19 protein-coding genes and 1 tRNA gene are annotated in these 25,090 nt (G+C 66.9%); 9 read left to right on the top strand and 11 right to left on the bottom strand.

Going from position 1 to position 25,090, the window contains the following annotated elements:
* The first annotated feature begins 60 nt into the window (after positions 1-60).
* The 4 genes from AC07O0_RS07940 (at position 61) to hflX (ending at position 5,535) form a co-directional block, all read left to right on the top strand.
* Positions 61-2,310 (top strand): sensor histidine kinase NtrY-like, encoded by a 2,250-nt coding sequence (locus AC07O0_RS07940; RefSeq protein ID WP_494621685.1) that lies wholly within the window; start codon positions 61-63, stop codon positions 2,308-2,310.
* On the top strand, positions 2,307-3,674 hold the full coding sequence (gene ntrX / locus AC07O0_RS07935; protein ID WP_494621683.1) for a nitrogen assimilation response regulator NtrX: 1,368 nt from the start codon (positions 2,307-2,309) through the stop codon (positions 3,672-3,674). Before AC07O0_RS07940 ends, ntrX begins: the two co-directional genes overlap by 4 nt.
* A 197-nt stretch (positions 3,675-3,871) precedes the next feature.
* Positions 3,872-4,120 carry an RNA chaperone Hfq gene (gene hfq, locus AC07O0_RS07930; protein ID WP_057192822.1) on the top strand — a complete coding sequence of 83 codons (249 nt, stop codon included), beginning with the start codon at positions 3,872-3,874 and terminating at the stop codon, positions 4,118-4,120.
* A gap of 50 nt (positions 4,121-4,170) precedes the next feature.
* Positions 4,171-5,535, top strand: coding sequence for a GTPase HflX (hflX, locus tag AC07O0_RS07925; RefSeq protein WP_494622370.1), 1,365 nt, complete (start codon positions 4,171-4,173; stop codon positions 5,533-5,535).
* 13 nt (positions 5,536-5,548) lie between these two features.
* Here hflX and AC07O0_RS07920 read toward each other — a convergent pair whose 3' ends face one another.
* The 9 genes from AC07O0_RS07920 to AC07O0_RS07880 all read right to left on the bottom strand — a co-directional run bounded on the left by AC07O0_RS07920 (position 5,549) and on the right by AC07O0_RS07880 (position 17,287).
* The gene (locus AC07O0_RS07920; RefSeq protein ID WP_494621680.1) at positions 5,549-7,177 is read right to left on the bottom strand and encodes a phytoene desaturase family protein; all 1,629 of its coding nucleotides are present in this window, start codon (positions 7,175-7,177) and stop codon (positions 5,549-5,551) included.
* Between the two features lie 49 nt (positions 7,178-7,226).
* Entirely contained in the window at positions 7,227-7,556 is a 330-nt protein-coding gene (gene hspQ / locus AC07O0_RS07915; RefSeq protein ID WP_454027502.1) for a heat shock protein HspQ, read from the bottom strand.
* Between the two features lie 118 nt (positions 7,557-7,674).
* On the bottom strand, positions 7,675-8,724 hold the full coding sequence (locus tag AC07O0_RS07910) for an HpcH/HpaI aldolase/citrate lyase family protein (protein WP_494621677.1): 1,050 nt from the start codon (positions 8,722-8,724) through the stop codon (positions 7,675-7,677).
* A gap of 127 nt (positions 8,725-8,851) precedes the next feature.
* Complete coding sequence (locus tag AC07O0_RS07905) at positions 8,852-9,955, bottom strand: DUF2865 domain-containing protein (RefSeq protein WP_494621675.1); 1,104 nt, start codon at positions 9,953-9,955, stop codon at positions 8,852-8,854.
* 177 nt (positions 9,956-10,132) lie between these two features.
* On the bottom strand, positions 10,133-13,279 hold the full coding sequence (locus tag AC07O0_RS07900; RefSeq protein WP_494621673.1) for an efflux RND transporter permease subunit: 3,147 nt from the start codon (positions 13,277-13,279) through the stop codon (positions 10,133-10,135).
* The gene (locus AC07O0_RS07895; RefSeq protein ID WP_494621671.1) at positions 13,279-14,469 is read right to left on the bottom strand and encodes an efflux RND transporter periplasmic adaptor subunit; all 1,191 of its coding nucleotides are present in this window, start codon (positions 14,467-14,469) and stop codon (positions 13,279-13,281) included. Before AC07O0_RS07895 ends, AC07O0_RS07900 begins: the two co-directional genes overlap by 1 nt.
* A 291-nt stretch (positions 14,470-14,760) precedes the next feature.
* Positions 14,761-15,171: an MAPEG family protein gene (locus tag AC07O0_RS07890; protein WP_494621669.1), complete on the bottom strand. Its 411-nt coding sequence runs from the start codon at positions 15,169-15,171 to the stop codon at positions 14,761-14,763.
* Positions 15,172-15,273: 102 nt separating this feature from the next.
* Positions 15,274-16,767: an IMP dehydrogenase gene (gene guaB / locus AC07O0_RS07885; RefSeq protein WP_494621666.1), complete on the bottom strand. Its 1,494-nt coding sequence runs from the start codon at positions 16,765-16,767 to the stop codon at positions 15,274-15,276.
* 178 nt (positions 16,768-16,945) lie between these two features.
* On the bottom strand, positions 16,946-17,287 hold the full coding sequence (locus AC07O0_RS07880) for a hypothetical protein (RefSeq protein ID WP_494621664.1): 342 nt from the start codon (positions 17,285-17,287) through the stop codon (positions 16,946-16,948).
* A 296-nt stretch (positions 17,288-17,583) separates the two neighbouring features.
* Here AC07O0_RS07880 and AC07O0_RS07875 point away from each other — a divergent pair, with 296 nt between their 5' ends.
* From AC07O0_RS07875 to AC07O0_RS07865, 3 genes are all read left to right on the top strand, one after another.
* Positions 17,584-19,023 (top strand): MFS transporter, encoded by a 1,440-nt coding sequence (locus AC07O0_RS07875; RefSeq protein WP_494621662.1) that lies wholly within the window; start codon positions 17,584-17,586, stop codon positions 19,021-19,023.
* A gap of 46 nt (positions 19,024-19,069) precedes the next feature.
* A complete protein-coding gene (gene recJ / locus AC07O0_RS07870) occupies positions 19,070-20,872 on the top strand; it encodes a single-stranded-DNA-specific exonuclease RecJ (RefSeq protein ID WP_494621660.1) in 1,803 nt (600 codons plus the stop codon).
* 94 nt (positions 20,873-20,966) lie between these two features.
* Positions 20,967-21,041: transfer RNA gene (locus AC07O0_RS07865), tRNA-Glu, on the top strand.
* A gap of 56 nt (positions 21,042-21,097) precedes the next feature.
* On the opposite strand, the gene AC07O0_RS07860 is transcribed toward AC07O0_RS07865, so the two are convergent.
* On the bottom strand, positions 21,098-22,156 hold the full coding sequence (locus AC07O0_RS07860; protein WP_494621658.1) for an Ldh family oxidoreductase: 1,059 nt from the start codon (positions 22,154-22,156) through the stop codon (positions 21,098-21,100).
* Positions 22,156-23,166: an amino acid ABC transporter substrate-binding protein gene (locus AC07O0_RS07855; protein WP_494621656.1), complete on the bottom strand. Its 1,011-nt coding sequence runs from the start codon at positions 23,164-23,166 to the stop codon at positions 22,156-22,158. The genes AC07O0_RS07860 and AC07O0_RS07855 overlap by 1 nt, the downstream gene beginning before the upstream one ends.
* Before the next feature lie 187 nt (positions 23,167-23,353).
* On the opposite strand from AC07O0_RS07855, the gene AC07O0_RS07850 reads away from it, so the two are divergent.
* Entirely contained in the window at positions 23,354-24,154 is an 801-nt protein-coding gene (locus tag AC07O0_RS07850) for an HpcH/HpaI aldolase family protein (RefSeq protein WP_494621654.1), read from the top strand.
* 13 nt (positions 24,155-24,167) lie between these two features.
* Positions 24,168-25,085 carry a cupin domain-containing protein gene (locus AC07O0_RS07845; RefSeq protein WP_494621652.1) on the top strand — a complete coding sequence of 306 codons (918 nt, stop codon included), beginning with the start codon at positions 24,168-24,170 and terminating at the stop codon, positions 25,083-25,085.
* Positions 25,086-25,090 lie beyond the last annotated feature (5 nt).

Raw genomic sequence — 25,090 nt, 5'->3', positions numbered from 1 at the left:
AAGGCGCCGGGGCAACGGAGCTTAGATATCACCTTGACGGCCTCGACCGGTGACATGCGCATGGCGCCCCGGAACGACGACCCACCACGCCGGGTCTCGGGCTGGCTCGGCGCGCTCGTCGTCGGTTTCGCACTGGTCTCGGCGCTCACCACCTTCCTCGTGCTCTCGGGAGCGACTCCGGTCGCACCGGTCCACCAGGTCGTGGTTGGCGTCTTCGTCATCAATGCCCTGCTGATCCTGCTGCTCCTGATCATCGTCGCCTTCGAGGCGGCGGTGCTGATCCGCGCCAGACGCAGGGGCGTAGCGGCCGCCGGCCTGCATGTGCGGATCGTCAGCCTGTTCAGTATCGTCGCGGCTCTGCCGGCCGTTCTCGTTGCGATCATTGCGACCGCGACCTTGGAACGGGGCCTGGAGCCCTGGTTCTCCGATCGTATGCGCGACGTGATCTTCAAATCCGTCGAGGTCGCCGACGCCTACACGACCGGTCAGTGCCGCTCGCTCGGTCGCGAAATCCGGCTGCTCTCGGACGATCTCGGCAGGGCGAAGACAGCCTACGATGCCGACCGGCGCTGGTTCGAAAGCTTCCTGACCGCGCGCGCCACGGCACTCGGCTTGCCGGTGGTCTGGATCATGAAGCCGCCGGACACCATCCTCGTCCGGGCCAATATCGACGTGCTGCGCGACGCCAGCAAGCCGAACGCCGACGCTTTCGACGATGCGCAGAGTTCGCCGGAGCCGATCTGCGTGCTGCCTTCGGCAGGACGGGTCTTCGGCGCGCTGATGAAGCTGCCGAGCTATGACGGCGCCTTCCTTTATGTCGCTCGCGAGGTCGATCCGCTCGCCGTTGAATTCCCGGCCGTCGCCCGCGGCGCCGCGGTCGAGTATCTCGGCATCGATGCGCGCCGGAAGGGCGTGCAGATCGCCTTCGCCTCGATGTACGCGCTGATCTCGGTGATCCTGCTGCTCTCGGCGATCTGGCTCGGCCTCAACTTCGCCAATGGCCTCGTCGCGCCGATCCGGCGGATGATTCATGCCACCGACCAGGTTTCCAGCGGCAATTTCTATGTCCAGGTGCCGATCAGGCGGGCGGAAGGAGATCTCGCCCATCTCGGCGAAACCTTCAACAAGATGACCGCCGAACTGCGCCGCCAGCGCGATGGGCTGGTCACCGCAAGCGAAGTGATCGACCGGCGCCGACGCTTCACCGAAACGGTGCTCTCCGGCGTTTCTTCTGGCGTGCTCGGCATCGACGAGGATGGCCACATCACCATCAGCAACCGCTCGGCCGAGGCCCTGCTCGGAGCTGGCGGACGCCTGCTCGGCGAACCGGTCGCACGCGTCGTCCCGGAGATCGCCGGGTTCGTTTCCGAAGCGCTCACCAGCCGCCAGCGCCTGAGTTCCAACCAGGTCGCGATCACCCGCGGCGGCCGCGAGCGCATGGTCAACATCCGGGCGACGCGCGAAGGCGAGGGCGCCGGCGCCGGGCTGGTGGTGACGCTCGACGACATCACCGACCTCGTCTCGGCACAGCGCACCGCCGCCTGGGCGGACGTGGCGCGCCGCATCGCCCACGAGATCAAGAATCCGCTGACGCCGATCCAACTCTCGGCCGAGCGCATCCGCCGCAAATTCGGCCGGATCATCGTCGACGACAAGGAGATCTTCGACCAGTGCACGGCGACGATCGTGCGGCAGGTCGAGGATATCCGCCGCATGGTCGACGAGTTCTCCTCCTTCGCACGCATGCCCAAGCCCTCGCCGGCACGCGATGATATCGTCGAGACGATCAGGCAGGTCATCTTCCTGATGCGCGTCGGCAACCCGGAGATCGATATTTCCGATAACCTGCCCGAGGCGGCGGTCCTGGCGCATTTTGACCGGCGCTTGCTCTCGCAGGCCCTGACCAACGTCGTCAAGAATGCGACGGAGGCGATCCAGGCCGTACCGGCCGAGGACCGCGGCAAAGGCCGTATCGAGATCGGTTTCGAGCGGATTCAGGATGGCCGGATCGTCATCGACATTCTCGACAACGGCAAGGGGCTGCCAGCCGACCAGCGTCAGAAGCTGCTCGAGCCCTACATGACCACCCGCGACGGCGGCACGGGGCTTGGCCTAGCCATCGTCGGCAAGATCCTCGAGGACCATGGCGGCGGCATCGAGCTGCTCGATCGCCCCGACGGCGCCCGCGGCGCACGGATCAGGCTCTGGTTCATCGAGACCGGGCCACCGGCGGCCGGCGAAGACAGATCAGAAACGGGCAATAGCACGGCGGATTCCGCCGCACGACAAGTGAACGGGACGAAAGCATGAGTGCTGACATTCTCGTCGTCGACGACGAGGTCGATATTCGCGAACTGGTGGCGGGCCTCCTGGAGGACGAAGGCTACCGGACGCGAAAGGCGGGTTCCGCCGATGAGGCCCTGGCCGCGATTGCGGCCCGGCGGCCCAATCTCGTCTTCCTCGATATCTGGCTGCAGGGCAGCAGGCTCGACGGGTTGCAGGTGCTGGAGCTGATCAAGGAGAGCCATCCCGACCTCGCGGTGGTGATGATCTCCGGCCACGGCAACATCGAGACCGCCGTCTCGGCGATCAAGAGCGGCGCCTATGACTTCATCGAAAAGCCGTTCAAGGCCGACCGGCTCGTGCTCGTCGCCGAACGCGCGCTGGAAGCCTCGCGGCTGCGGCGCGAGGTGCGCGAGCTCAAGACCCGCTCTGTGCAGGCCAGCCGGATCGTGGGCCGCTCGACCGCGGTCAACCAGCTGCGCCAGACGCTGGAGCGTGTCGCGCCGACCAATGCGCGCGTGCTGATCACGGGCGAGCCGGGCTGCGGCAAGGAACTGACCGCGCGTACCTTGCACGAGGCCTCGACCCGCTCGACCGGTCCGTTCGTCGTGATCAATGCGGCGACGATCACGCCGGAGACCATGGAAGAGGAGCTGTTCGGCATCGAGGGCGGCGACGGGCGCTCCCGTCGCGTCGGAGCACTCGAGGAGGCTCATGGCGGCACGCTTTATATCGACGAGATCGGCGACATGCCGCGCGAGACCCAGAACCGCATCCTGCGCGTGCTGGTCGATCAGAACTTTCAGCGCGTCGGCGGTGCGACCCGGGTCCATGTCGATGTCAGGATCATCTCGTCCAGCAGCCGCGACCTTGCCCAGCTGATCGCCGACGGGCTGCTGCGCGAAGACCTCTATCACCGGCTCGGCGTGGTGCCGATCCGCGTGCCGGCCCTGTCCGAGCGGCGGGAGGACGTACCCGAGCTGATCGACTTCTTCATGGAGCAGATCTCGGTCGCGACCGGTCTGCCCCAGCGCCGGATCGGCGGCGACGCCATGGCGATCCTGCAATCGCACGAATGGCCGGGCAACGTCCGCGAGCTGCGCAACAATGTCGAGCGGCTGATGATCCTGACGAAAGGCGATCCGACCTCGGAGATCACCGTCGACATGCTGCCGGCCGAGGTCGGCGCCATGGTGCCGACGACGCCGTCCGGCTCGGGCGGCGAGAAGCTGATGAGCCTGCCACTGCGCGATGCCCGCGAGATCTTCGAGCGCGAGTATCTGATGGCGCAGATCGCCCGCTTCTCCGGCAACATTTCCCGGACGGCGGAGTTCATCGGCATGGAGCGTTCAGCCCTGCACCGTAAGCTCAAATCGCTCGGGGTGGGCTGAAAGCCGGCGGTCGTGTTGCATTGCACGCAAGGCGACCGATCGAAATTCGCGCCTCGCAACCCTTGCGCGCGCTCGCTGGGTCGCGATCTAATGGAACGTCGGTGTTCCGACGGCCCGGCGATTGGCGCCGAAGCCGAACGGAACGATCTGGATCGCATGTTCAAGCCGAGTTGCGATCCCAACAACAGGGGTTACCCATGGCCGCCGAGCGGGCTCAAAATCTTCAGGACACGTTTCTCAACCACGTCCGCAAACAGAAGATTCCCCTCACCATCTTTCTCGTGAACGGCGTCAAACTGCAGGGCGTCGTCACCTGGTTCGACAATTTCTGCGTTCTGCTGCGGCGCGACGGGCATTCCCAGCTCGTCTACAAGCACGCCATCTCGACGATCATGCCCGGCCACCCGGTGCAGCTGTTCGAGCCCGAGGACACGGACAAGGCCTGACCGTGGGCGGGAAGACCGGGGGCTCGTCTACGACGGGCAGCGGACATGCGATCGGCCTCTCGATCGACGCTGCCGAGCACGCTCTTGCGGCCGATACTCGCGCTTTCGTGATCGGTCCCTATCTGGCGCGCCATGCCGCCGGCCGGGCTGCAGCTGCCGACGAGAATCAGCGTAGCCATGCGGCTCGGCTGGACGAGGCCTTCGGACTGGCCAGCGCCATCGATCTGCAGATCGTCGAGGCGATCCCCGTTGTGCTGACAGCGCTGCGGCCCGCGACCTATCTTGGCAAGGGCAAGGTCGAGGAGCTCTCCGAGCGCGTCAAGATCGAGGAGATCGGCCTCGTCGTGATGGACTGCGCCCTGTCCCCGGTGCAGCAGCGCAACCTGGAGAAGGCGTTCGGCTGCAAGGTCATCGATCGGACCGGCCTGATCCTCGAGATCTTCGGCCGGCGGGCCCGCACGCGCGAGGGCGCGCTGCAGGTTGAGCTCGCCCATCTCAACTACCAGAAGAGCCGTCTGGTCAGGTCCTGGACCCACCTGGAACGTCAGCGCGGCGGCTTCGGCTTCCTCGGCGGCCCTGGCGAGACCCAGATCGAGGCTGACCGGCGCATCATCCAGGAACGGATGAGCAAGATCGAGCGCGAGCTCGATAGTGTGAAGCGCACCCGCTCGCTGCATCGCGCCAGCCGCAAACGCGTGCCTTATCCGGTGGTTGCGCTGGTCGGCTACACCAACGCCGGCAAGTCGACACTGTTCAACCGGCTCACCTCGGCCGAAGTGCTGGCGCAGGACATGCTCTTCGCCACGCTCGATCCGACGGCGCGGGCGCTGAAGCTGCCGCATGGTGCCAAAATCATGCTCTCGGACACGGTCGGCTTCATCTCCGACCTACCGACGCAGCTCGTCGCCGCCTTCCGCGCTACGCTCGAAGATGCGATCGAGGCCGATGTGCTGCTGCATGTCCGCGACGTCTCGCATGAGGACACGCAGGCCCAGGCTGCCGATGTCCAGGGCATCCTGCGCGATCTCGGCATCGATCCGGAAGACGGCGATCGCGTCATCGAGGTCTGGAACAAGGCCGATCTGCTCTCAGGAGACGAGCGCGAGCGTCAGGCGGCCCTGACCGAACTCAAGCCAGACGCCTCGCGGCCGGTGCTGGTCTCAGCCCTGACCGGCGAAGGCATGGGCCGGCTGACCGATGCGATCGAGCAGCGCATTGCGCGGACCCGGCCGGTCTATCGGCTTACGCTGGAGCCGGGCGATGGCAAGTCGCTGGCCTGGCTGCACAGCAATGGCGAGATCCTCGAGCGCGAGGATGCTGAAGACGGAGCGCTCAGCCTGCTGGTGCGGCTGCCGCCCGAGCGGGAAGGGGCCTTCGTAGCGCGCTTCCCGCAGGCCGAGCGCGACAGTCCCTGATCAGCTAGTTCGGTTACGCCCGCAGTAGCCGCAGCGCGAAGCGCCGGGGCTGCAGATCGGCGAGCACGGAGCGGGCTGCATTGTGGCCCGGCGCGCCGGTGACGCCGCCGCCCGGATGGGCGCCGGAGCCGCAGAGATAGAGGCCCGGCACCGGCATGCGATAATCGGCATGGCCGAGCACCGGGCGGGCGCTGAAAAGCTGGTCGAGCGTCAGCCGCCCATGAAAGATGTCGCCGCCGATCAGCCCGAAACGCGCCTCCAGATCGCTCGGCGCCAGAGCCAGCCGGCCGATGACGGAAGCGCGGAACCCCGGAGCGTAACGGTCCACGGTGTCGATCATCAGATCGGCCACCGTATCGCGATGCGCATCCCAGCTCTCGCCGTTCGGCAGGCGGGGCGCCACATGCTGGCAGAACAGGCTCGCGACATGCTGCCCCGAGGGAGCAAGGCTGTCGTCCAACGTCGAGGGGATCAGCATCTCGACGATCGGCTCGCTCGACCAGCCTGACAGCCGCGCCTGTGCGTGGGCACGGTCCATATAGCCGAGCGATGGTGCGATGATGATGCCGGCGGTCAGGTGGTCGCCCGGCTCCGGCAGGCAGGCAAAACGCGGCAGCTCCGACAGCGCCAGATTCATCCGGAAGGTACCTGAACCCGAGGCATAGCGGCGGATGCGCTCGCCGAAATCGCCCGGGACGATCGCCGGGTCGACGAGCCGCTCGAACAGCAGGCGCGGATGCAGGTTCGACACCACTGCACGCGCTAGCACCATATCGCCGCGCTCCGTCACGGCGCCGACGGCGCGGCCCTTCTCGGTCAGCACCTGCGCGACAGGCGTCTCCAGCCGGATCTCGACGCCTTGCTCGGCGCAGGCCTTCGACATCGCCTGCGTGATCGCGCCCATGCCGCCGAGCGCATGGCCCCAGGCGCCGCGCTTGCCGTTGACCTCGCCGAAGACGTGATGCAGCAGCACATAGGCCGAGCCCGGTGTGTACGGGCTGGCATAGTTGCCGACGACGCTGTCGAAGCCGAACAGGGCCTTGATCGGCTCGCTCTCGAACCAGCCGTCGAGCCAGTCGCCCGCCGACTTGGCAAAGAGATCGAGCAGGTCGCGTCGGCCGGCCTGGTCGAGCCCGGCTGCGCGCCGCCCGAGCGCAGCCGCTTCCAGCATCTGCGGCAAGGCGGCAAGCCAGCCGCCTTCTCCGACGTTAGGTGGAGCCTGCAGCACGAGGTCGCGCAGCATGGCGGCGATCCGTTCCAGCCGCTCGCCATAGGCCGATAGCCGCCCAGCATCGCGGGCCGAGAACTTCGCCACCTCCGCTTCGGTTCGGCCTTCTCCGGCCGCGAGATAGCGCCCGTCCGGCAACGGCATAAAGTTCGCCATCCGCCGCTCGACGATCCTGAGCCCGTGCCGCGCCAGCTCCATCTGCGCGATGATGCGCGGGTTGAGCAGGCTGACCGTGTAGCTCGCAGTGGAATTGCGAAAACCGGGATGGAACTCCTCGGTGACGGCTGCGCCGCCGACCACGGCGCGACGCTCGAGCACGGTGACCTTGAGCCCGGCCCTGGCGAGATAGAAGGCGCAGACGAGCCCGTTATGCCCGCCGCCGAGAATGACGATGTCGGCATGGCCAGTGCTCACGAACCCGCCCCTTCGTCAGCACGCAGCATGGCCAGCACAAGGCCGAAGTTCAGTTCAGCTCGGCCTTGTCGAGCCGATACTTGCCCTTGCGGTCGCGCCGGAAATACTCGCGCGCCTGGGGATGACGGATCGGCTGGCCGGACTCGTCGATCACGAGATTTTGTTCCGAGACGTAGGCGACGTACTCGGTCTCCTCGTTCTCGGCGAAGAGGTGATAGAAGGGCTGGTCCTTGGACGGGCGCAGATGCTCCGGGATCGCCAGCCACCATTCTTCCGAATTGGAGAACACCGGATCGACGTCGAAAATCACGCCCCGGAACGGGTAGACGCGATGGCGCACCACGTCGCCGATCCGAAATTTCGCCGTGCGTGATTCCATGTCCCTCGTTCAGCCCCAGATCGGCCATCACCGCCGATGTCGTCGCCGCGCCCAGCGCTTGACCTAGGATTACGTCGCAAATGCGTCAATGTCCGTGGATGTCGCGGGCACTAATTCTTCAAAGCCCGTAGCGAGCCGCAAGAGCCGGATCACGCGCTGCCACCTGCCGCGCCAGGTCGACGATGACCTTGGCCTGCTTCCAGGTCGCGTCGTCCTGCATCTTGCCGTCGATCATCACTGCGCCCGAGCCGTCCGGCATCGCCTCCAGGATGCGCCTGGCGAACGCGACCTCGTCCGGATCGGGGCTGAAGACGCGCTTGGCGATCTCGATCTGCGAGGGGTGCAGCGTCCAGGCACCGGCGCAGCCGAGCAGGAAGGCGTTGCGGAACTGCGCTTCGCAGGCGGCGCCATCCGAGAAATCGCCGAACGGGCCGTAGAACGGCTTCAGGCCGGCCGAGGCGCAGGCATCGACCATCTTCGCCAGCGTGTAATGCCAGAGATCCTGCTGTGCGACGGCGCGCGGGCCGCCATCGGGCGAGGGGTCGGCGATGACCTTGTATTCGGGATGGCCGCCGCCGACGCGGGTGGTCTTCATCGCGCGCGAGGCGGCAAGGTCGGCCGGTCCCAGGCTCATGCCGTGCATGCGCGGCGAGGCGGTCGCGATCGCGTCAACATTCTTCACGCCCTCGGCCGTCTCCAGGATGGCGTGGATCAGCACCGGCTTCGGCAGGGCATGCCGCGCCTCGTACTGCGCCAGCAGCTGGTCGACATAGTGGATGTCCCAGGGGCCCTCGACCTTGGGCACCATGACGACATCGAGCTTGCCGCCGATCTCGGCCATGATCGCAGCGATGTCGTCAAGGAACCAGGGCGAGTTCAGCGCATTGACACGGGTCCACAGGCCGGTCGCGCCAAAATCGGTCGCTTTGGCCAGCTCGATGAAGCCGTCGCGCGCCGCCTGCTTCGCCTCGACCGGAATGGCGTCCTCGAGATTGCCGAGCACGATGTCGACCTGGCCGGCGAGCTCCGGCACCTTGGCACGCACCTTCTCCAAATGCGGCGGCACGAAATGGATCATCCGCTCCAGCCGCAGCGGCAATTCGCGATAGGGCTCGGGCGCGCCGATCGCCAGCGGACGGTAGAACTGGCGCGGCGTCTTGGTCGTCATGCTCGGCTCCATGCTGCAATGCAGCGAATGTGCCGGAAGGGCAGACCGCCGTCCATCGGTCTTTCGAGGGAGATTGGGCGAATTATCCTAGGATTTTAGACCCAGGATAATCATCCCAATATATTGCTCAGTTCCGCGAGAACGGCGTCTGCAACACAATACGCGCAGGTTGAGCGGGGGCGGCCGGATCAAATCCGCCGCGCAGGCCGAGCGCGTCACTGGCCTGGTTGTCGTCATGCAGGCTGGCTTCCCGCACCCGCATCTGGCGGCGCCAGGCACGGGCCTGCGCTTCGGCGTGCGAGAGACCGACCTTCTCGTCGATCTTGCGGCGGTCGCTGGCAGTCAGCTCGGGCGAGCCGCGGAAGTCGCGGAAGTCAGCAGCGGTGTAGGGCCACTTGCCGGAACCGGTGAAGGTCCGCACGCGCCCGTCGAGCACGATGCTGTCGCCCGGCCGCAAGGTGAAGTCGCGCAGCAGCGAGACGCGGCGGTCGTTCGCGGTCGCGATGGCTGGCCGGCAGGCCGTATCGGCGCCGCGCTCATAGGCATAGGCCATCGGCAATGCACGATAGGTCTTGCCGTCGCTCGCCACAGCCTCGTCGATCGTCGCGGCGCCAGCGGCCACCTTGAAGACCTTGACCGGCAAGCCCGGATTGGCGGCCTGGCACAGCGCTTCATGCGCCTTGAGGTCAGACTGGGCGCGCAGATGGCCGATCGGCGCATGGAAGCCATCGCAGAGGCGCACGCAGATGGTGCGCGTGACATCGGCTGCGCCCGACACCGTATCGTAACGGATCGCCGGCAGCTTCGGCTTCTGCTGTGCCTGCTTCGCCCCAGCCTGCACCGGCTTGAACGGGTTGAGCGCGATCGGCGGCGGTGCAAGGCGTCCTTCCGGGCGCGCCTGGAAGAACGGCGCGGCCCAGGTCTGGCGGGCCGGGGCATAGGCCGACACGGGAACGGACGCGTAAGTGGCCCGCGCGGGCGCACGTTCCGCCCGGCGAGCAGCCTCCTCGCGATGGAAGGCGCGGATGCCGGCGTCGTCCTCGGCCTGGACCAGGGAGACCGTCAGGATCGTGCCGCCCGCGCCGAGCACGAGCCCGAATCCGGCCATGGCAGCAAGGCGCAGGCCGCTGCTGCGGCCGCGCGAAACGGGGTTCACCTTCGTCGAGGAGCTGGAACCGGTCGGCGGGACGGGATCGGAACGCAGGCAATCGACATTACGGACACGAAGCACCGCGATCACTCCATCGCTCGCTGGTTCATTGTCCGCCGCTTGATTGGCTTAGTTTACTTTTCGTTAAGACTCAACGGCCGCACGGCAGCGATCACCGCAAAGCCGGCGTCATCGTTAATGCGCTGATTGGCGTGGAAGGGCTGCCGGCTTGAAGCGAGCGGCAGCCCTGAAGCCGGTTCAATCCGGCTGGCGATGCACTGCCTGCGGGATCGCGACCGGCACCGCGCCGGGAACGGACGCTGCTTCCTCGCGCTCGCCACGACCACGGCCGGACAGCCAGCTGTCGACCTTGTCGAGATAGAAGTAGACGACGGGCGTGATGTAGAGCGTCAGCAATTGCGAGACGACGAGACCGCCGACCACGGCGATGCCGAGCGGCTGGCGGAGTTCCGCGCCGGCGCCGGCGCCCAATGCGATCGGGAGCACGCCGAAGATCGCGGCGAAGCTCGTCATCATGATCGGCCGGAAGCGGACGAGCGCGGCGTCGCGGATCGCAGTCAGCGCATCGTCGCCCATCTTGCGGCGCTCGATCGCGAAGTCGACCATCATGATGGCGTTCTTCTTGACGATGCCGACCAGCATCAGGATGCCGATGATCGCGATCACCGACAGGTCCATGTGGAAATACTGCAGAGCGAGCAGGGCGCCGAGGCCCGCCGAAGGCAGGCCGGACAGGATCGTGATCGGGTGAATGAAGCTCTCGTAGAGGATGCCGAGGATGATGTAGATCACCAGGATCGCCGCGAAGATCAGCAGGCCTTGGCCTTTCAGCGCATCCTGGAAGAGCTGTGCCGAGCCGGCGAAGCTGGTGACGATCGAAGCGGGCAAGTTGATGTCGCGCTCGGCGGCGCGGATCGCGTTGACGGCGTCGCCGAGCGAGATGCCGGGCGCCGTGTTGAACGAGATCGTCACCGCCGGCTGCTGCGAGATGCGGTTGACTGCGAGCGGCCCGACGCTCGGCTTGATCGTCGCGACCGTCTCCAGCGGCACGTTCTGGCCGTTGGCGGCCTTCAGCATCAGCCGCGACAGCACCGCCGGGTCCTGCTGGTAGGCGCGCTCGGCCTCCATAATCACCTGGTAGTCGGTCGCCGGCGTGAAGATCGTCGCGATCTGGCGCGAGCCGAAGGCATTGCCGAGTGCCTGGCGGATCTGGTCGCTCGATATACCGAGGCTGGCGGCGCGTTCGCGGTCGATGTCGATCGACAACTGCGGATTGCGCAGTTGCAGGTCGATATTGGCATCGCGCAATTGCGGCAGCTGCGAGAGGCGCTGCTGCATCAGCGGGGCATAATTGAAGAGGGCGCCGAGATCCGGCCCCTGCAGCGAATAGAGATACTGCGCCCGCGACGAGCGGCCGGCGTTGAGGTTGATGTTCTGGACCTGCTGGAACACGGCGGTGATGCCCGGCACCTCCGAGACGGCGCGGCGCAGGCGCGCGATCACGACCTCGGCCTTGTCGCGCTGCTCCTTGGGCTTCAGCGCGATGAACATGAAGCCGTTATTGGTGGCGTTGAAGCCGCCGATATTCGAGGTCAGGTAGTCGATCGCCGGATCGGCCCGGACGATCTCGGCGAGGCGCATCTGGCGCGCCGCCATCGCCTCGAAAGACGTGTCCGGCGGGCCTTCGGTCGAGCCGCGGAGCAGGCCGGTATCCTCGGTCGGGAAGAAGCCCTTAGGCACGTCCATGTAGAGCTGGACCGAGACATAGACCGTGCCGAGCGTCACCAGCAGCATCAGGAAGCGCGCCCTCAGCACGAGGTCGAGCGTCCAGCGATAGGCGCCGAGCATGCCCTGGAAACCGGCTTCGAACACGCGTTCGACAATGTTCGGCTTCTTGTGATGGTCGTGCGCCTTGAGGAAGCGGGCGCAGAGCATCGGCGTCAGCGTCAGCGAGACGAAGCCGGAGACGATGATCGCCGCCGCGATGGTGCCGGCGAATTCGGCGAAGACCTTGCCGACGACGCCACCCATGAAGAAGACAGGGATGAAGACGGCGACCAGCGAGATGGTGATCGACAGGATGGTGAAGCCGATCTCGCGCGAGCCGTCGAGCGCTGCCTGGAACGGCTTCTTGCCCATCTCGATATGCCGGATGATGTTCTCCAGCATGACGATGGCGTCGTCGACGACGAAGCCGACGGCAAGCGTCAGCGCCAGCAGCGAGATGTTGTCGAGCGAATAGCCCAGCGCATACATGATCGCGAAGGTGCCAACCAGCGAGATCGGCAATGCCAACGTCGGGATCACCGTCGCGGCGAAACTCTTCAGGAACAGGAAGATCACCATGATGACGAGGGCGATCGCGATCATCAGCGAGACCTCGACATCCTCCACCGCCTCGCGGATCGGAATCGAACGGTCATTGAGGACGACGAGATCGATCGCCGCGGGCAACTGTGCGCGATAGGCGTCGAGCCGGCCCTTGATGGCATCGACGACCTGGACGGTGTTGGCGTCAGACTGGCGATAGACCGCCAGCATGATCGAGCGCTGGCCGTTGAACCAGCTGCCAGTCTGGTCGTTCTCGACGGAGTCGTAGATCTGCGCGACGTCGTTGAGCCGGATCGGCACGCCGTTCTTCTGCGAGATGATCAGGTTGCCGTATTCGGCGGCGCGTTCCATCTGGCCGGTGGCGCCGAGTGTCAGGCGCTGGTTGGCGCCGTTCAGCGTGCCGACCGGGGAATTGGAGTTCGCCGCGGCGATGGCCGTGCGGACCTCGGCGAGAGAGAGGCCTCGGGCCGAGACGGCGTCGGGGTTCACTCGCACGCGCACCGCGTATTTCTGTGCGCCGAAGATGTTGACCTGGGCGACGCCCGGCAATTGCGAGATCTGCTGCTGCAGGATGTTCTCGCCGAACTCATGGACCTCGTAGAGCGGCTTGGTCGCCGAGGTCAGCACCATGAACAGCACCGGCTGGTCGGCCGGGTTGACCTTCCTGAAGCTCGGCGGGGCAGGGAGCTCCGGCGGCAGGCGCCGCACGGTCGCGCTGAGCGCCGCCTGCACGTCGAGCGCGGCGCCGTCGATATTGCGGTTGAGGTCGAACTGCAGCGTGATCGAGGTCGAACCCTGCTGCGAGACCGACGACATCGAGGTGATGCCGGAGATCGAGGCGAACTCGCGCTCGAGCGGCGCGGCCACGGAGGACGCCATCGTCTCGGGGCTGGCGCCCGGCAGGCGGGCGCTGACATTGATGGTCGGGAAATCGACCCGGGGCAGCGCCGCGACCGGCAGCTGCTTGAAGGCGAACAGCCCGAAGATCAGGAACGTCGCCATCAGAAGGGTCGTCATGACCGGGCGACGGATGCAGAGCTCGGGCAGGTTCATCAGCCGGCGCTCCCCCGCTGGGAGGTGAGGTTGGGTGCCGGCGGGCTCTGGCCGCCGCGGCCACGCTCGATCGTGCGCGCGCCCTCGGTCAGCAGCAGTTGTCCGTCGATCACCACCGTCTCGTCACCGGTCAGGCCGGAGGCGATGACGGCGCGGTCATCGACATTGCGGGCGAGCACGATCGGCCGGGCGCGGGCGACATTGTTATCGATGACGAAAACAAAGGAGCCGTTCTGCCCGGTCTGAACCGCCTCGCGCGGCACTGTAACGGCCTCAGGCTCGGTCCGCAGCGTCAGCCGCACCTGGCCGAGCGCGCCGGGCCAGAGCGTCTCCTCGGAATTGTCGAAACTGGCGCGTATCTGGATCGTGCCGGTCGTGGCGTCGACCGCGTTGTCGATGACTGCGATCGTGCCCTCGACGCTCTTGCCGACGCCCTGCTGGGTCGCCTGCACGACCGCGGTCTTCGCCTGCATAGCCTCGCGGATCTCGGGCAGATAGCGCTGCGCCACGGCGAAGCTGACATAGATCGGGTCGATCTGGTTGATCGTCGCCAGCATTGCCGAACTGTCGCCGCTCTTGGCGATATTGCCCTCTTTCAGCGCGGCGACGCCGACACGCCCCGAGACCGGTGCGGTGATCGTGTAGTAGCTGAGCTGGACGCGCAGGCTGTCGACGGCCGCTTCGCCGCCCCGGATCGCGGCACGCAGCGTGCTCACCGCCGTGCGGGCGGTATCGAGCCGCGCGTCGGTGGCGATTTCGCGCCGAGAGAGCTCTTCGGCGCGGCGCAGATCGGACTCGGCCGCGATGAGCGAGGCCTTGTCGCGCGCGACATTGGCCTCGGCCTGGCGCAATTGCGCCTCGAGCTGGCGCGAATCCAGGCGGAACAGCACGTCACCCTTGTTGACCATGGCGCCGTCGCGGAACTCGACCGCCATGATCTGGCTGTCGACGCGCGAGCGGATGTTGACGGTCGAGATCGCCTGGACGGTGCCGATCGCATCGATGCGAACCGGCATTGCGCGGCGCTCGACCTTGGCGGTGACGATCGTCACCGGCGGCCGGTTGCCCGGTCCGGGGCGATTGCCGCCGGCCGCAGGCGCCGAGGCTGTCGCCGCCGGCGCGGCCGGCGCCGGGATCACCTTGCCATAGGGAATCTGATCGAGTGGCCAAGGGACGGGACGCCCGGTCACGTGAAGAAACGCGCCCGCGGCGAGAACGCCCGCGGCCGAGAACAGAGCCACACGCCCGAAAGTCAGCACCGCCATAGAAAGCCTTGCGCCACGGGGAGCGCCTCGTCGAACCTATCGAACGGCCGCTCCCCAAACCGTCCTTACCGCAAGTATTTAGCATGAAGAGGGTGCAGTTTGGACGCAAGTGTCGAATACGGTTTATCGCCCCCTGTAGCGAGGATGTGACAGAGACGACAATTCGGCGGAGAGAACTCGCCGGTGCACGTCTTGCGTGCGCTAAGCAAAGGCTGCTCAGAGAACAGCAATCACGATTCCAACCCACATCAAGAACAGGCAGGCAATGCCGGCTGCGAAGATGAGCGCACGCTGTTTCAGGCTGTTGGTTCCAGTATGAACCAATGTATGGACGACTCGTGTCGCGACATAAGCCCAGGCCAGCACCGCCATGACATAACCGGTCGCGCCGACATGGATCGCGATCAGGGTCAGCGCGAAGAACAGAACCGGTGTCTCGAACTGATTACTGAAATTGGCTGCCGCAAGCCGCGCTGAATCCGGGTAGCGTTCGGTCGAGATCGCGATGTCCGCCAGCCCGACTTCGCGATTGGCGAAGGCCTTCTGGCGGCGCAGGAACATGATGACGAGAACGACGAAGCTCCAGAGGATCTGTGCCAGCGCCGGATAGATCAGCTTGAGCGTCATGTCGTCCTCTTCGCGGAGCGGCGGACCGACAACTGGGTCCACCCTCCGGAAGTATCTGATGCCCGATCGAAAAAGGACAGATCGCCGTGAGGCGATCCGAGATCAGGAACGCGTCGGATAGTTCGGGCTCTCGCGGACGATCGTCACGTCGTGGACGTGGCTCTCGCGCAGGCCGGCGCTGGTGATGCGGATGAAGCGCGCCTTGCTGCGGTAGTCCTCGAGATTGCGGCCACCAACATAGCCCATCGCGGCACGCAGGCCGCCGGCGAGCTGGTGCAGCACGCTCGAGACAGGCCCCTTATAGGCGACCTGGCCCTCGATGCCCTCCGGCACCAGCTTCAGCGCGTCCTTGATGTCCTGCTGGAAGTAGCGGTCAGCCGAGCCGCGCGCCATCGCGCCGACCGAGCCCATGCCGCGATAGGCCTTGTAGGAGCGCCCCTGATAAAGGAAGGCCTCGCCAGGTGTCTCGTCGGTGCCAGCGAGCAGCGAGCCGACCATGGCGCAGGAGGCGCCGGCGGCGAGCGCCTTGGCGAGGTCGCCCGAATACTTGATGCCGCCATCGGCGATCACCGGGATACCCGCCTTCTGCGCCGCAGAGGCTGCGTCCATGATCGCAGTGAGCTGCGGCACGCCGACCCCGGCGACGATCCGTGTCGTGCAGATCGAGCCCGGCCCGATACCGACCTTGATCGCATCGGCGCCGGCATCGATAAGGGCCTGCGCACCGCCTGCAGTCGCGACATTGCCGGCGATGATTTGGACGGTATTGGAAAGCTTCTTCACCCGCGTCACTGCCTCCAGCACCTTGGCGGAGTGGCCGTGGGCGGTATCGACGACGATGATGTCGACACCAGCATCGATCAGAAGCTCCGAGCGCTCGAACCCCTGATCGCCGGTCGTGGTCGCGGCCGCGACCAGCAACCGTCCCTGCGCGTCCTTGGCGGCGTGCGGATGGGTGACCTGCTTTTCCATGTCCTTGACGGTGATCAGGCCGATGCAGCGATAATGGTCGTCGACCACCAGGAGCTTCTCGATCCGGAACTGGTGCAGCAGGCGCCGCGCCTCGTCCTGGCCGACGCCCTCGCGCACCGTGATCAACCGGTCCTTGGTCATCAGCTCCGAGACTGGCTGCTCGGGATTGGCGGCGAAACGCACGTCGCGATTGGTCAGGATGCCGACGAGCTTGCCATTGTGCCCCTGCGGACCGCGTTCGACCACCGGAATGCCGGAAATCCCATTGTTCTTCATCAGCGCCAGCGCATCGGCCAGCGTCTCGTCCGGGTGGATGATGATCGGGTTGGCGATCATCCCGGATTCGAACTTCTTGACGAGGCGGACCTGCGCCGCCTGCTGGTCGGGATCGAGATTGCGATGCACGACGCCGAGGCCGCCAGCCTGCGCCATGGCGATCGCCATCTTCGCTTCGGTCACGGTATCCATCGCTGAGGCGATGATCGGCAGGTTGAGCGAGATCGTCTTGGTCAGCTTGGTCGAGATGTCGACATCGCCCGGCATCACCTCGGACGGGCCGGGTTCGAGCAGCACATCGTCGAAGGTCAAACCGTCGCGAATGAGACCGTCAGTTATCGTCGCCATCGTCAACTCCGGGGCCGGCCGAGCCGGCTCTGAAAGGGGCAGGGCGGATATGCCCTAAGCCGAGTTGACGAGGCCCGATATCACGCGTGTGGCGCGCCCGCTAGGGGCAGTGCAACAAAAACTGCCTTTGGCGGTCGCGGCGCGGAGCCGCGGCCGCCTAGGTCAGCGCAAGCAGACCTTACTGCTTCCGGACAGGACGCGTCTGGCTGGCCTGCGCCGCAGGAGCCGGAGCGTTAGGCATCACGAAGAAGCAGCCATTGCCCATCATCATGCTGCCCTGAGCATTGGCCATCTGCTGGCAATCCTTCTGGCGGCCGCAATTTGTGGTCCGCAGAATGTCGCCCGAGCCTGGCGTGACGACACGCATCGCGCAGCCTTCTTCCCAGCTCATCGACTGAGCGGAGGCCGGCGCCTGACCAGCGCCGAACAGAGCAGCTCCGGCAAGCAGGGCAACTGCGGCGCCATACCGGACTGAGGCCGGAATGGCGACGCGGACGTTGTGGTGAGTGAATGTAATCATGAGAACACCTCTTGCCCGCGGACCGGCCGCGTCGGCGTATGCGAAGTCATCGCCCCTTCGACCCGGAGATAGGTACGGCTCGCCGCGATTGCCCTGCTTGAAACGCATAACAGAGCAGCTTTCACGTCCTTGTGACGACCTGAGAGCAGATCTGAAGCCGGCTCTCCTTGAATCGACGCGGTTCGCCGCCATGCACCAGGCGCAACCCTCGCCACCATGCTTTGATCCGCTCTCGCCAGCCGGATAGACCCGCATTAAAGGGCAGCTGGCGGCCCAAAATCCGAAAGTCCGATTCCTTGCAGCGCGCCAAGCTCCTGCCCCTCATCGTCGCCTGCGCGCTGTTCATGGAGAACACCGACTCGACGGTGATCGCGACCTCGCTGCCGGTGATCGCCCAGTCGCTCGGCGAGGACCCGATCGCGCTCAAGCTGGCGCTGACCTCCTATCTCGTCAGCCTCGCCGTCTTCATCCCGATCTCCGGCTGGATGGCAGACAAGTTCGGCGCCCGCACCATCTTCAGGACGGCGCTTGGCATCTTCATGCTCGGCTCGGTGCTCTGCGCCTTCTCGAATTCGCTCGGCGCCTTCGTCGGGGCGCGCTTCATCCAGGGCATGGGCGGGGCGATGATGGTGCCGGTCGGCCGGCTCGTCATCCTGCGCAGCGTCGAGAAGTCGCAGATCGTCAGCGCGCTCGCCTATTTGACGGTTCCAGCCCTGGTCGGACCGGTCGTCGGGCCCGTCGTCGGCGGCTTCATCACCACCTATTTCGACTGGCGCTGGATCTTCTTCATCAACCTGCCGATCGGCCTGCTCGGCATCGCGCTCGCGACGATGTTCTTCGAGGACATCCGCGAGGAGGATGTCGCGCCGCTCGACATCAGCGGCTTCCTGCTCTCCTCGACCGGTTTTGCCGCCCTGATGCTCGGCCTTGCTACGGGCGGACGCCATCTCGTGCCGGTCGCCGTGTCCTATGCTTGCGTCGCCTTCGGCATCGCGGCGCTGGTCCTCTACTGGTTCCACGCGCGCCGGCTGGCCTATCCGGTGCTCAACCTCTCGCTGCTGCGGATTCCGACTTACCGGATCGGCGTGATCGGCGGCTCGGTCTTCCGCGTCGGCATCGGCGCGATCCCGTTCCTGCTGCCGCTGATGCTGCAGCTCGGCTTTGGGCTCGATGCACTGCAATCGGGCCTGATCACCTTCGCCTCGGCTGCCGGCGCGCTGATCATGAAGACACTGGCGAAGACGATCCTCGCCCGCTTCGGCTTCCGCGGCGTGCTGACCTTCAATGCGCTGATCGGCTCGGCCTTCCTGGCGGCTTCGGGCCTGTTCACGCCGACGACGCCGCATTGGCTGATGCTCGGCGTTCTGCTCGTCGGCGGTTGCTTCCGCTCGCTGCAATTCACCGGCATCAACGCGCTGAGCTATGCCGATGTCTCGAACCGCGACATGTCGAGCGCGACCAGCCTTTCCAGCGTCGCCCAGCAATTGTCGCTCAGCCTCGGCGTCACCATCGGCGCCTTCGCGCTCGAGGCCGCCAACCTCTACAATGGTGGCAAGGCGTTGGGGGCCGGCGATTTTTGGCCCGCCTTCGTCCTCGTCGGCCTGATCTCCGCCTCCTCGGTTCTCTGGATGATGCAGCTGAAGCCCGATGCCGGCGCCGAGGTCTCCGGCCACGCGCCGGTGAGTGCCCGCAAGGTCACGGCGCAGGCGATCGAGGACCAGAAGCCGCTCGAGTGATGCGCCGCCGATTGACGAAGCCGCGCCACTGCGCCAGCGGTGACGCATGACCTCCGGACAGAATCGCCTGTTCCTCGGCATCGGGCACTCAGCCCTCGGGCGTCCCTGGCGCGACCGGCTCGACGCCGCCGGCCTGGCGCAGGCCGAGGCGCTGGCGCAGGTCGAAGGCGTGCCCGACACGCTGGCGCGCATCCTGGCCGGCCGCGGTGTCGTCTCCAGCGAGGCCTTGCGCCATCTCGAGCCGAAACTGCGCGATCTCCTGCCGGACCCATCCGTGCTGCGTGACATGGATCGCGCCGCAGAACGGTTGGCGCAGGCGGCGATGTCGGGCGAGAAGGTCGCGATCTTCGGCGACTACGACGTCGACGGCGCCTGCTCGGCGGCTCTGCTTGCGGGTTTCCTCGCCGAGGCAGGTGCGCGGCCACGCATCCATATCCCCGACCGTCTGATCGAGGGCTACGGCCCGAATGCCGAGGCGATCGCCATGCTGGCAGGCGAGGGCGCGACGCTGCTGGTCACCGTCGACTGCGGCACGACCAGCCATGAGCCGCTGCAGCAGGCGACGCGGCTCGGCCTCGATACGGTCGTGCTCGACCATCACCAGGCGCCGGAACTGCTCCCCGAGGTCCGGGCACTGGTCAATCCGAACCGGCAGGATGATCTTGCCGGCCTCGGTCATCTCTGCGCCGCCGGCGTGGTCTTCTTGACGCTGGTCGCGACGAATCGCGAATTGCGCCGGCGCGGCGCCTGGCAGGCGAGGGGCGGGGAGCCCGACCTGCTCGCCGCGCTCGACCTCGCGGCGCTCGCGACCATCGCCGACGTCGTCCCGCTGATCGGCCTGAACCGCGCTTTCGTCCGGCAGGGCATCGCCATGATGCGGACGCGCCAGCGCCCTGGGCTCTCGGCGCTGCTCGACGTCGCCGGGCTCGACGGGCCGGTGCAGCCCTGGCATCTCGGCTTCCTGCTCGGACCGCGCATCAATGCCGGCGGGCGCATCGGCGATGCCGCCCTCGGCGCCCGGCTGCTTCTGACCCGCGACGAGGTCGAGGCGCGGACCATCGCCGCCGAGCTCAACCGGCTCAATCAGGAGCGCCAGGAGATCGAGCGCGCCGCGGTCGAGGAGGCAGTGGCCGAGGTCGAGCATCGCTTCGAGGATGCCGCGGCGCATCCGGTGCTCGTCGTCGGCTCGGCCGATTGGCATCCGGGCATCGTCGGGTTGATCGCCGGGCGCTTGAAGGAGCGTTTCCGCCGGCCGGCCTTCGCGCTTGCACGCAACGGCGATGGCGGCGCGACCGGCTCGGGCCGTTCGATCGCCGGTGTCGATCTCGGCTCGGCAGTGCGCCGGGCCGTCGAGGCGGGCCTGGCGGTCAAGGGCGGCGGCCATGCCATGGCAGCCGGCATCACGCTGGCACCAGGGCAGGAGGCTGCCTTCGCAGGCTTCATCAGTGAGCGGCTCGCCAGCGGTGTCGCAAGCTCGCGCGAGGCGGAGGCGCTGCTGATCGACGCGGCGATCAGCGCCGGCGGCGCCAATCCGCGCCTGCTCGCCGAAATCGATCAGGCCGGCCCGTTCGGCGCCGGCTGCCCCGAGCCGGTCTTCGTGCTGCCGGCCCATCGCCTGACCGAGGTGATCGAGGTCGGTGCGGGCGGGCATCTGCGCATCAAGCTGCGCTCCGGCGACGGCGCCACCATCGGCGGCATCGCCTTCCGCGCCGCGCGCGAGCCGCTCGGCCAGGCGCTGCTGGCGGCGCGCGGCGAGAGCGTCCATCTCGCCGGCACGCTGACACTGAATCGCTGGGGCGGCAGCGAGCGGGCCGAGCTGCGCGTGGTCGATCTCGCCCGCCCGGTGTGAACCATTGCGAAAAACCCTGACAGCGGGCTTGCCCAAGCTTCGCCGGGACACTATAGCTCGCCCCGCCTCGCAAGAGCGCTTCGCGCTCAGGCCCGCGGTCTTCGTCTATCGGTTAGGACACCAGCCTTTCACGCTGGGAAGACGGGTTCGATTCCCGTAGACCGCGCCACTTCAATATCGAATGGCGCAGCGGCTGTTGGAGAGCTCGGCTAACCAGCCGCATCCCTATCCATCGAGAGCTGCCGGGATCGCAACGCCCCTACGCTGGGCGTATGAACGAAGCGCCGCCAACGTCTCCGCCGCGAGCACGCAATAGCCATCGAAACGCTTGCGCGCCTCCGCCGCGCGGTCGCCGGGCAAGCGGATGGGAGGCGCGCCGGGAATCGGTTTCGATTGCCGGACCTGGTTCGCGAACGCCGCCGATGCAGCCTCGAACTCGGGAACAGGCCGCATCCCTTCGATCTCGATCGCCATGAACAGGTTGGCGCTGCCATAGGGTCGGGCGAGATCGCCATAGAGCGGCAACACCTCGCTGCCGATGCCGCCGGCCGACAGGCCTCCGGCGAGCAGATCGACCATGACGGCGAGGCCGAATCCCTTCGCGCCTGCCGCCGGCAGGAGCACGCCCTTGATCGCCTCCGCCGCATCGCGGGTCGGTAGGCCATCAGCCGTCTGGGCCCAGCCTTCGGGAATGGGCTCGCCCTTGCTCGCCGCCAGCCGGACCTTGCCCATCGCGCCGGCGCTCATCGCGAGGTCGAGGACGATCGGTTCGCCCCCGGTCGGTACCGCGATCGCCAGCGGATTATTGCCGACGACCGCCTCCGCGCCGCCGGGGGCCGGCAGCATCGGCCGCGTATTGGCCATGACGATGCCGATCTTGCCGGTGAGCGCGATCCTGCGGGCGAAGCGCCCGGCTGCGCCGAAATGGAAGGCGTTGCGGACGGCCACCACGGCGACGCCGTACTCGGCGGCGCGGGCGATCGCGAGATCGCAGGCGTGCTCGGCCGTGACCTGGCCGAGCCCGTTTTGGGCATCGAGCGTCAGGCGCGCGCCGGCATCGACGACGATCTCGCCTTTCGCCGCCGGGTCGACGGAGCCTCGCTCGATCCGCTCCAGATACATCGGCAGCTGGAGCAGGCCATGCGAGGCCAGGCCCTCGATATCGGCATCGACGAGAGCCTCGGCCACCAAAGCGGCATTGTCGGGCGGCGTCCCGGCCGCCTCCAGCAGGGCGGTGGCGAAGCGGCTCAGCGCCTGCGCGGGATAGCGGCCCGGCGCCGGCATCAGCGCACCGGCGGCGCGTATTGCAGGCCGCCCTTGGTCCAGAGCTTGTTGAGGCCGCGCTCGATGCCGAGCTTGGAACCCGCGCCGACATTGCGCTCATAGACCTCGCCGTAATTGCCGACCTGCGTGATGATCTGCAGGGCCCAGTCCGGCTTGAGGCCCATCGACTCGCCGAGATTGCCGGTGCTGCCGAGCAGGCGCTGGACTTCTGGCGAGCCGGAGCGCTTCAGCTCCTCGGCATTGGCGCTGGTGACACCGAGCTCTTCGGCGACGAGCATGGCATAGAGCGACCAGCGCACGATGCTGGTCCAGGTCTCGTCGCCCTGGCGCACCACCGGGCCGAGCGGCTCCTTCGAGATCAGCTCGGGCAGGATGACGTATTCGGTCGGGTTGACCAGCTTCAGCCGATAGGCCGAGAGCGCCGAGACATCGTTGCTGAAGACGTCGCAGCGGCCGGACTCGAAAGCCTTGGCGACCTGATCGCCGGCCTCGAAGGCGACACCCTCATATTTCATGCCGTTGGCGCGGAAATAATCGGCGATGTTGAGCTCGGTGGTCGTGCCGGTCGGCACGCAGACGGAGGCGCCATTGAGCTCCTTGGCCGCTTTGATGTTCAGCGATTTGCGGACCATGAAGCCCTGGCCGTCATAATAGCCGACGCCGACATAGCGCAGGCCCATCTGGGTGTCGCGCGACAGCGTCCAGGTCGCCTGACGCGAGAGGACGTCGATCTCGCCGCTCTGCAGGCTGACGAAGCGGTCCTTCGGGCTAAGCGGGGTATAGCGGACCTTGCCGGCATCGCCGAAGACGGCGGCGGCCACGGCCCGGCAGATGTCGACGTCGAAGCCGCCCCAGCGCCCGGCCTCGTCGGGCACCGAGAAGCCGGCGACGCCCGGGCTGACGCCGCAGACCATCTCGCCGCGGCTCCGCACGGTCTCCAGGGTGCCGGCAGTGGCGGGCAGGGCGCAGGCGGCCATCAGGCCGGCCATGAGCAACAGGCGTGTCTTCATTCGGATGCCCTTTCTGAGTGGGTTCGTATCCGATGTTTCCTCGTCAAACCCCGGGTGATCCTGACGGCATTCTGAAGCACCGGGCGCGCGCCTCGGTCGATTTCGAGATGTGAAACGAGGCGACTTCCGGCCATATCCTGGAGAGGCGGTGCCATCATCCGATCATCGACATCGGCACGGCATATCCATGCAGACTCCTGTCTCAACCAGCTTCCGTCATCGTCTCGTCAGCGGCGCCTTTATCGCCGGCAGCTTTGTCAAGACGCCGAGCCCGCATGCGACCGAGATCCTCGGCAATAGCGGCTTCGACTTCATCGTCGTCGACCAGGAGCATGCGCCTTTCGACCGCGGCACGACCGATCTCGTGCTGCTGGCGGCGCGGGCGGCAGGCATCGCCGGCGTCGTCCGCGTGCCGACGCTGACGAGCGACGCGATCCAGGCTTCGCTCGACTGCGGCGCGGTCGGCATCCTCGCTCCCCATGTCGCGAGCGTCGCGGATGCGCAGGCGCTTGTCGCCGCCTGCCGCTATCGCGGCGGCAAGCGCGGCTTCTCCGGCGTCACGCGCGCCGGCCGCTATGGCGGCAGCAAGATGTGGGAGCTCGTCGATACGGCCGATGCCTCGGTCGCGACGATCGCCATGATCGAGGACCCGTCGGCGCTTGATCAGATCGACGCCATCCTCGCGGTCGAGGGGCTCGACGCCGCCTTCATCGGCCGTGGCGACCTCACCGTCGCCTTCGGTGCGCCGACCCGCGATGCGCCTGAGGTCCGCGACGCCGTCGATACGATCCTGCGGGCAGCGAAGAAAGCCGGCAAGCCGGTCTGCGTGATGACCGACAATGGCGAGGAATCCGCTGCCTTCGCCGAGCGCGGCGCCAGCGCCTTCATCCTCTCCTCCGACCAGGGTTTTTTGCGCAAGGCGGCGAGTGAAACCCTGGCGCAGATGCAGACAGCCAGGAGCCGGGTCGAGAACCCCGGCGCGCGATAGGAGACATCGACCCGTGAGCTATCCCTCCAGCGATCCGCGCTCGAAGCTCGCCGCTCCGGCGGCGGCGAAGGCCGCCCCGGTCAAAGCCTATGCCGGCGCCGACTATGCCCGTTTTTATGCCGAGGAGCCGCAGCAGGCGAACGAGACCGAACGCACCTGGCTGGCGCGCGGGCAGAACTTCATCACCGCCTATTCCGAGGTGAAGCCGGGCGCCGCGCTGGCGCGCGCGGCGCAGCCGGACGAATACTGCCTGATCCTGCCCGAGAAGGAGCTTGGCGCGACGGTCACGGCCGGGGCCGAGACGGTCGAGGTCGCGGGCGGCTCGATCGTCTTCGTGCCGCCAGGCGCCTCACGTATCACCTTCAACGGCACCGGCCGCGCCATCCGCATCTTCTCCAGCGTCGCGGCCGATCTGGCGGCTTCCTGCTCCAACGCCGCTTCCTATGCGCAGCCCCATGCCAATGTCGCGCTGCTGGAGCCCTGGCCGGAGCCGCGGGGCGGCTTCAAGATCCGCGCCTACAGCCTCGATGCCGGCGCCGGCGAAGGCCGCTTCGGCCGCATCTTCCGCTGCACCACGCTGATGGTGAACATGCTCGATCCGCGCCTGGGTCTGCGCGACGTCACCGCGCTCTCGCCGCATCACCATGACGATTTCGAGCAGGGCTCCCTGGTGATCGACGGCGGCTATATCCACGACATCCGTTGGCCGTGGACGCCCGACATGCGGATCTGGCGCGAGGACGAGCACGAACTGATGGCGGCGCCGTCGCTGACCGTGATCCCGCCGCCCTCGATCCACACTTCGCGCTCGGTCCTGCCCGGGCTGAACCAGATGATCGACATCTTCTCGCCGCCCCGCCTCGACTTCTCGCAGAAGCCCGGCTGGGTCATCAACGCCGCGGATTATCCGATGCCCGGCGAAACCGCCTGAGGGCT

Source organism: Allobosea sp. GW821-FHT10B12 (assembly GCF_059415545.1).
The sequence above is the reverse complement of the archived record's forward strand: the minus strand, read 5'-3'. Positions and strand labels throughout refer to the sequence as shown.

Bases quoted from the DNA above. Each gene is read 5' to 3' on its own strand.
- AC07O0_RS07940 (WP_494621685.1), top strand. From the start codon at position 61: ATGGCGCCCCGGAACGACGACCCACCACGCCGGGTCTCGGGCTGGCTC.
- ntrX (WP_494621683.1), top strand. From the start codon at position 2,307: ATGAGTGCTGACATTCTCGTCGTCGACGACGAGGTCGATATTCGCGAA.
- hfq (WP_057192822.1), top strand. From the start codon at position 3,872: ATGGCCGCCGAGCGGGCTCAAAATCTTCAGGACACGTTTCTCAACCAC.
- hspQ (WP_454027502.1), bottom strand. From the start codon at position 7,556: ATGGAATCACGCACGGCGAAATTTCGGATCGGCGACGTGGTGCGCCAT.
- AC07O0_RS07910 (WP_494621677.1), bottom strand. From the start codon at position 8,724: ATGACGACCAAGACGCCGCGCCAGTTCTACCGTCCGCTGGCGATCGGC.
- AC07O0_RS07900 (WP_494621673.1), bottom strand. From the start codon at position 13,279: ATGAACCTGCCCGAGCTCTGCATCCGTCGCCCGGTCATGACGACCCTT.
- AC07O0_RS07890 (WP_494621669.1), bottom strand. From the start codon at position 15,171: ATGACGCTCAAGCTGATCTATCCGGCGCTGGCACAGATCCTCTGGAGC.
- guaB (WP_494621666.1), bottom strand. From the start codon at position 16,767: ATGGCGACGATAACTGACGGTCTCATTCGCGACGGTTTGACCTTCGAC.
- AC07O0_RS07880 (WP_494621664.1), bottom strand. From the start codon at position 17,287: ATGATTACATTCACTCACCACAACGTCCGCGTCGCCATTCCGGCCTCA.
- recJ (WP_494621660.1), top strand. From the start codon at position 19,070: ATGACCTCCGGACAGAATCGCCTGTTCCTCGGCATCGGGCACTCAGCC.
- AC07O0_RS07860 (WP_494621658.1), bottom strand. From the start codon at position 22,156: ATGCCGGCGCCGGGCCGCTATCCCGCGCAGGCGCTGAGCCGCTTCGCC.
- AC07O0_RS07855 (WP_494621656.1), bottom strand. From the start codon at position 23,166: ATGAAGACACGCCTGTTGCTCATGGCCGGCCTGATGGCCGCCTGCGCC.
- AC07O0_RS07850 (WP_494621654.1), top strand. From the start codon at position 23,354: ATGCAGACTCCTGTCTCAACCAGCTTCCGTCATCGTCTCGTCAGCGGC.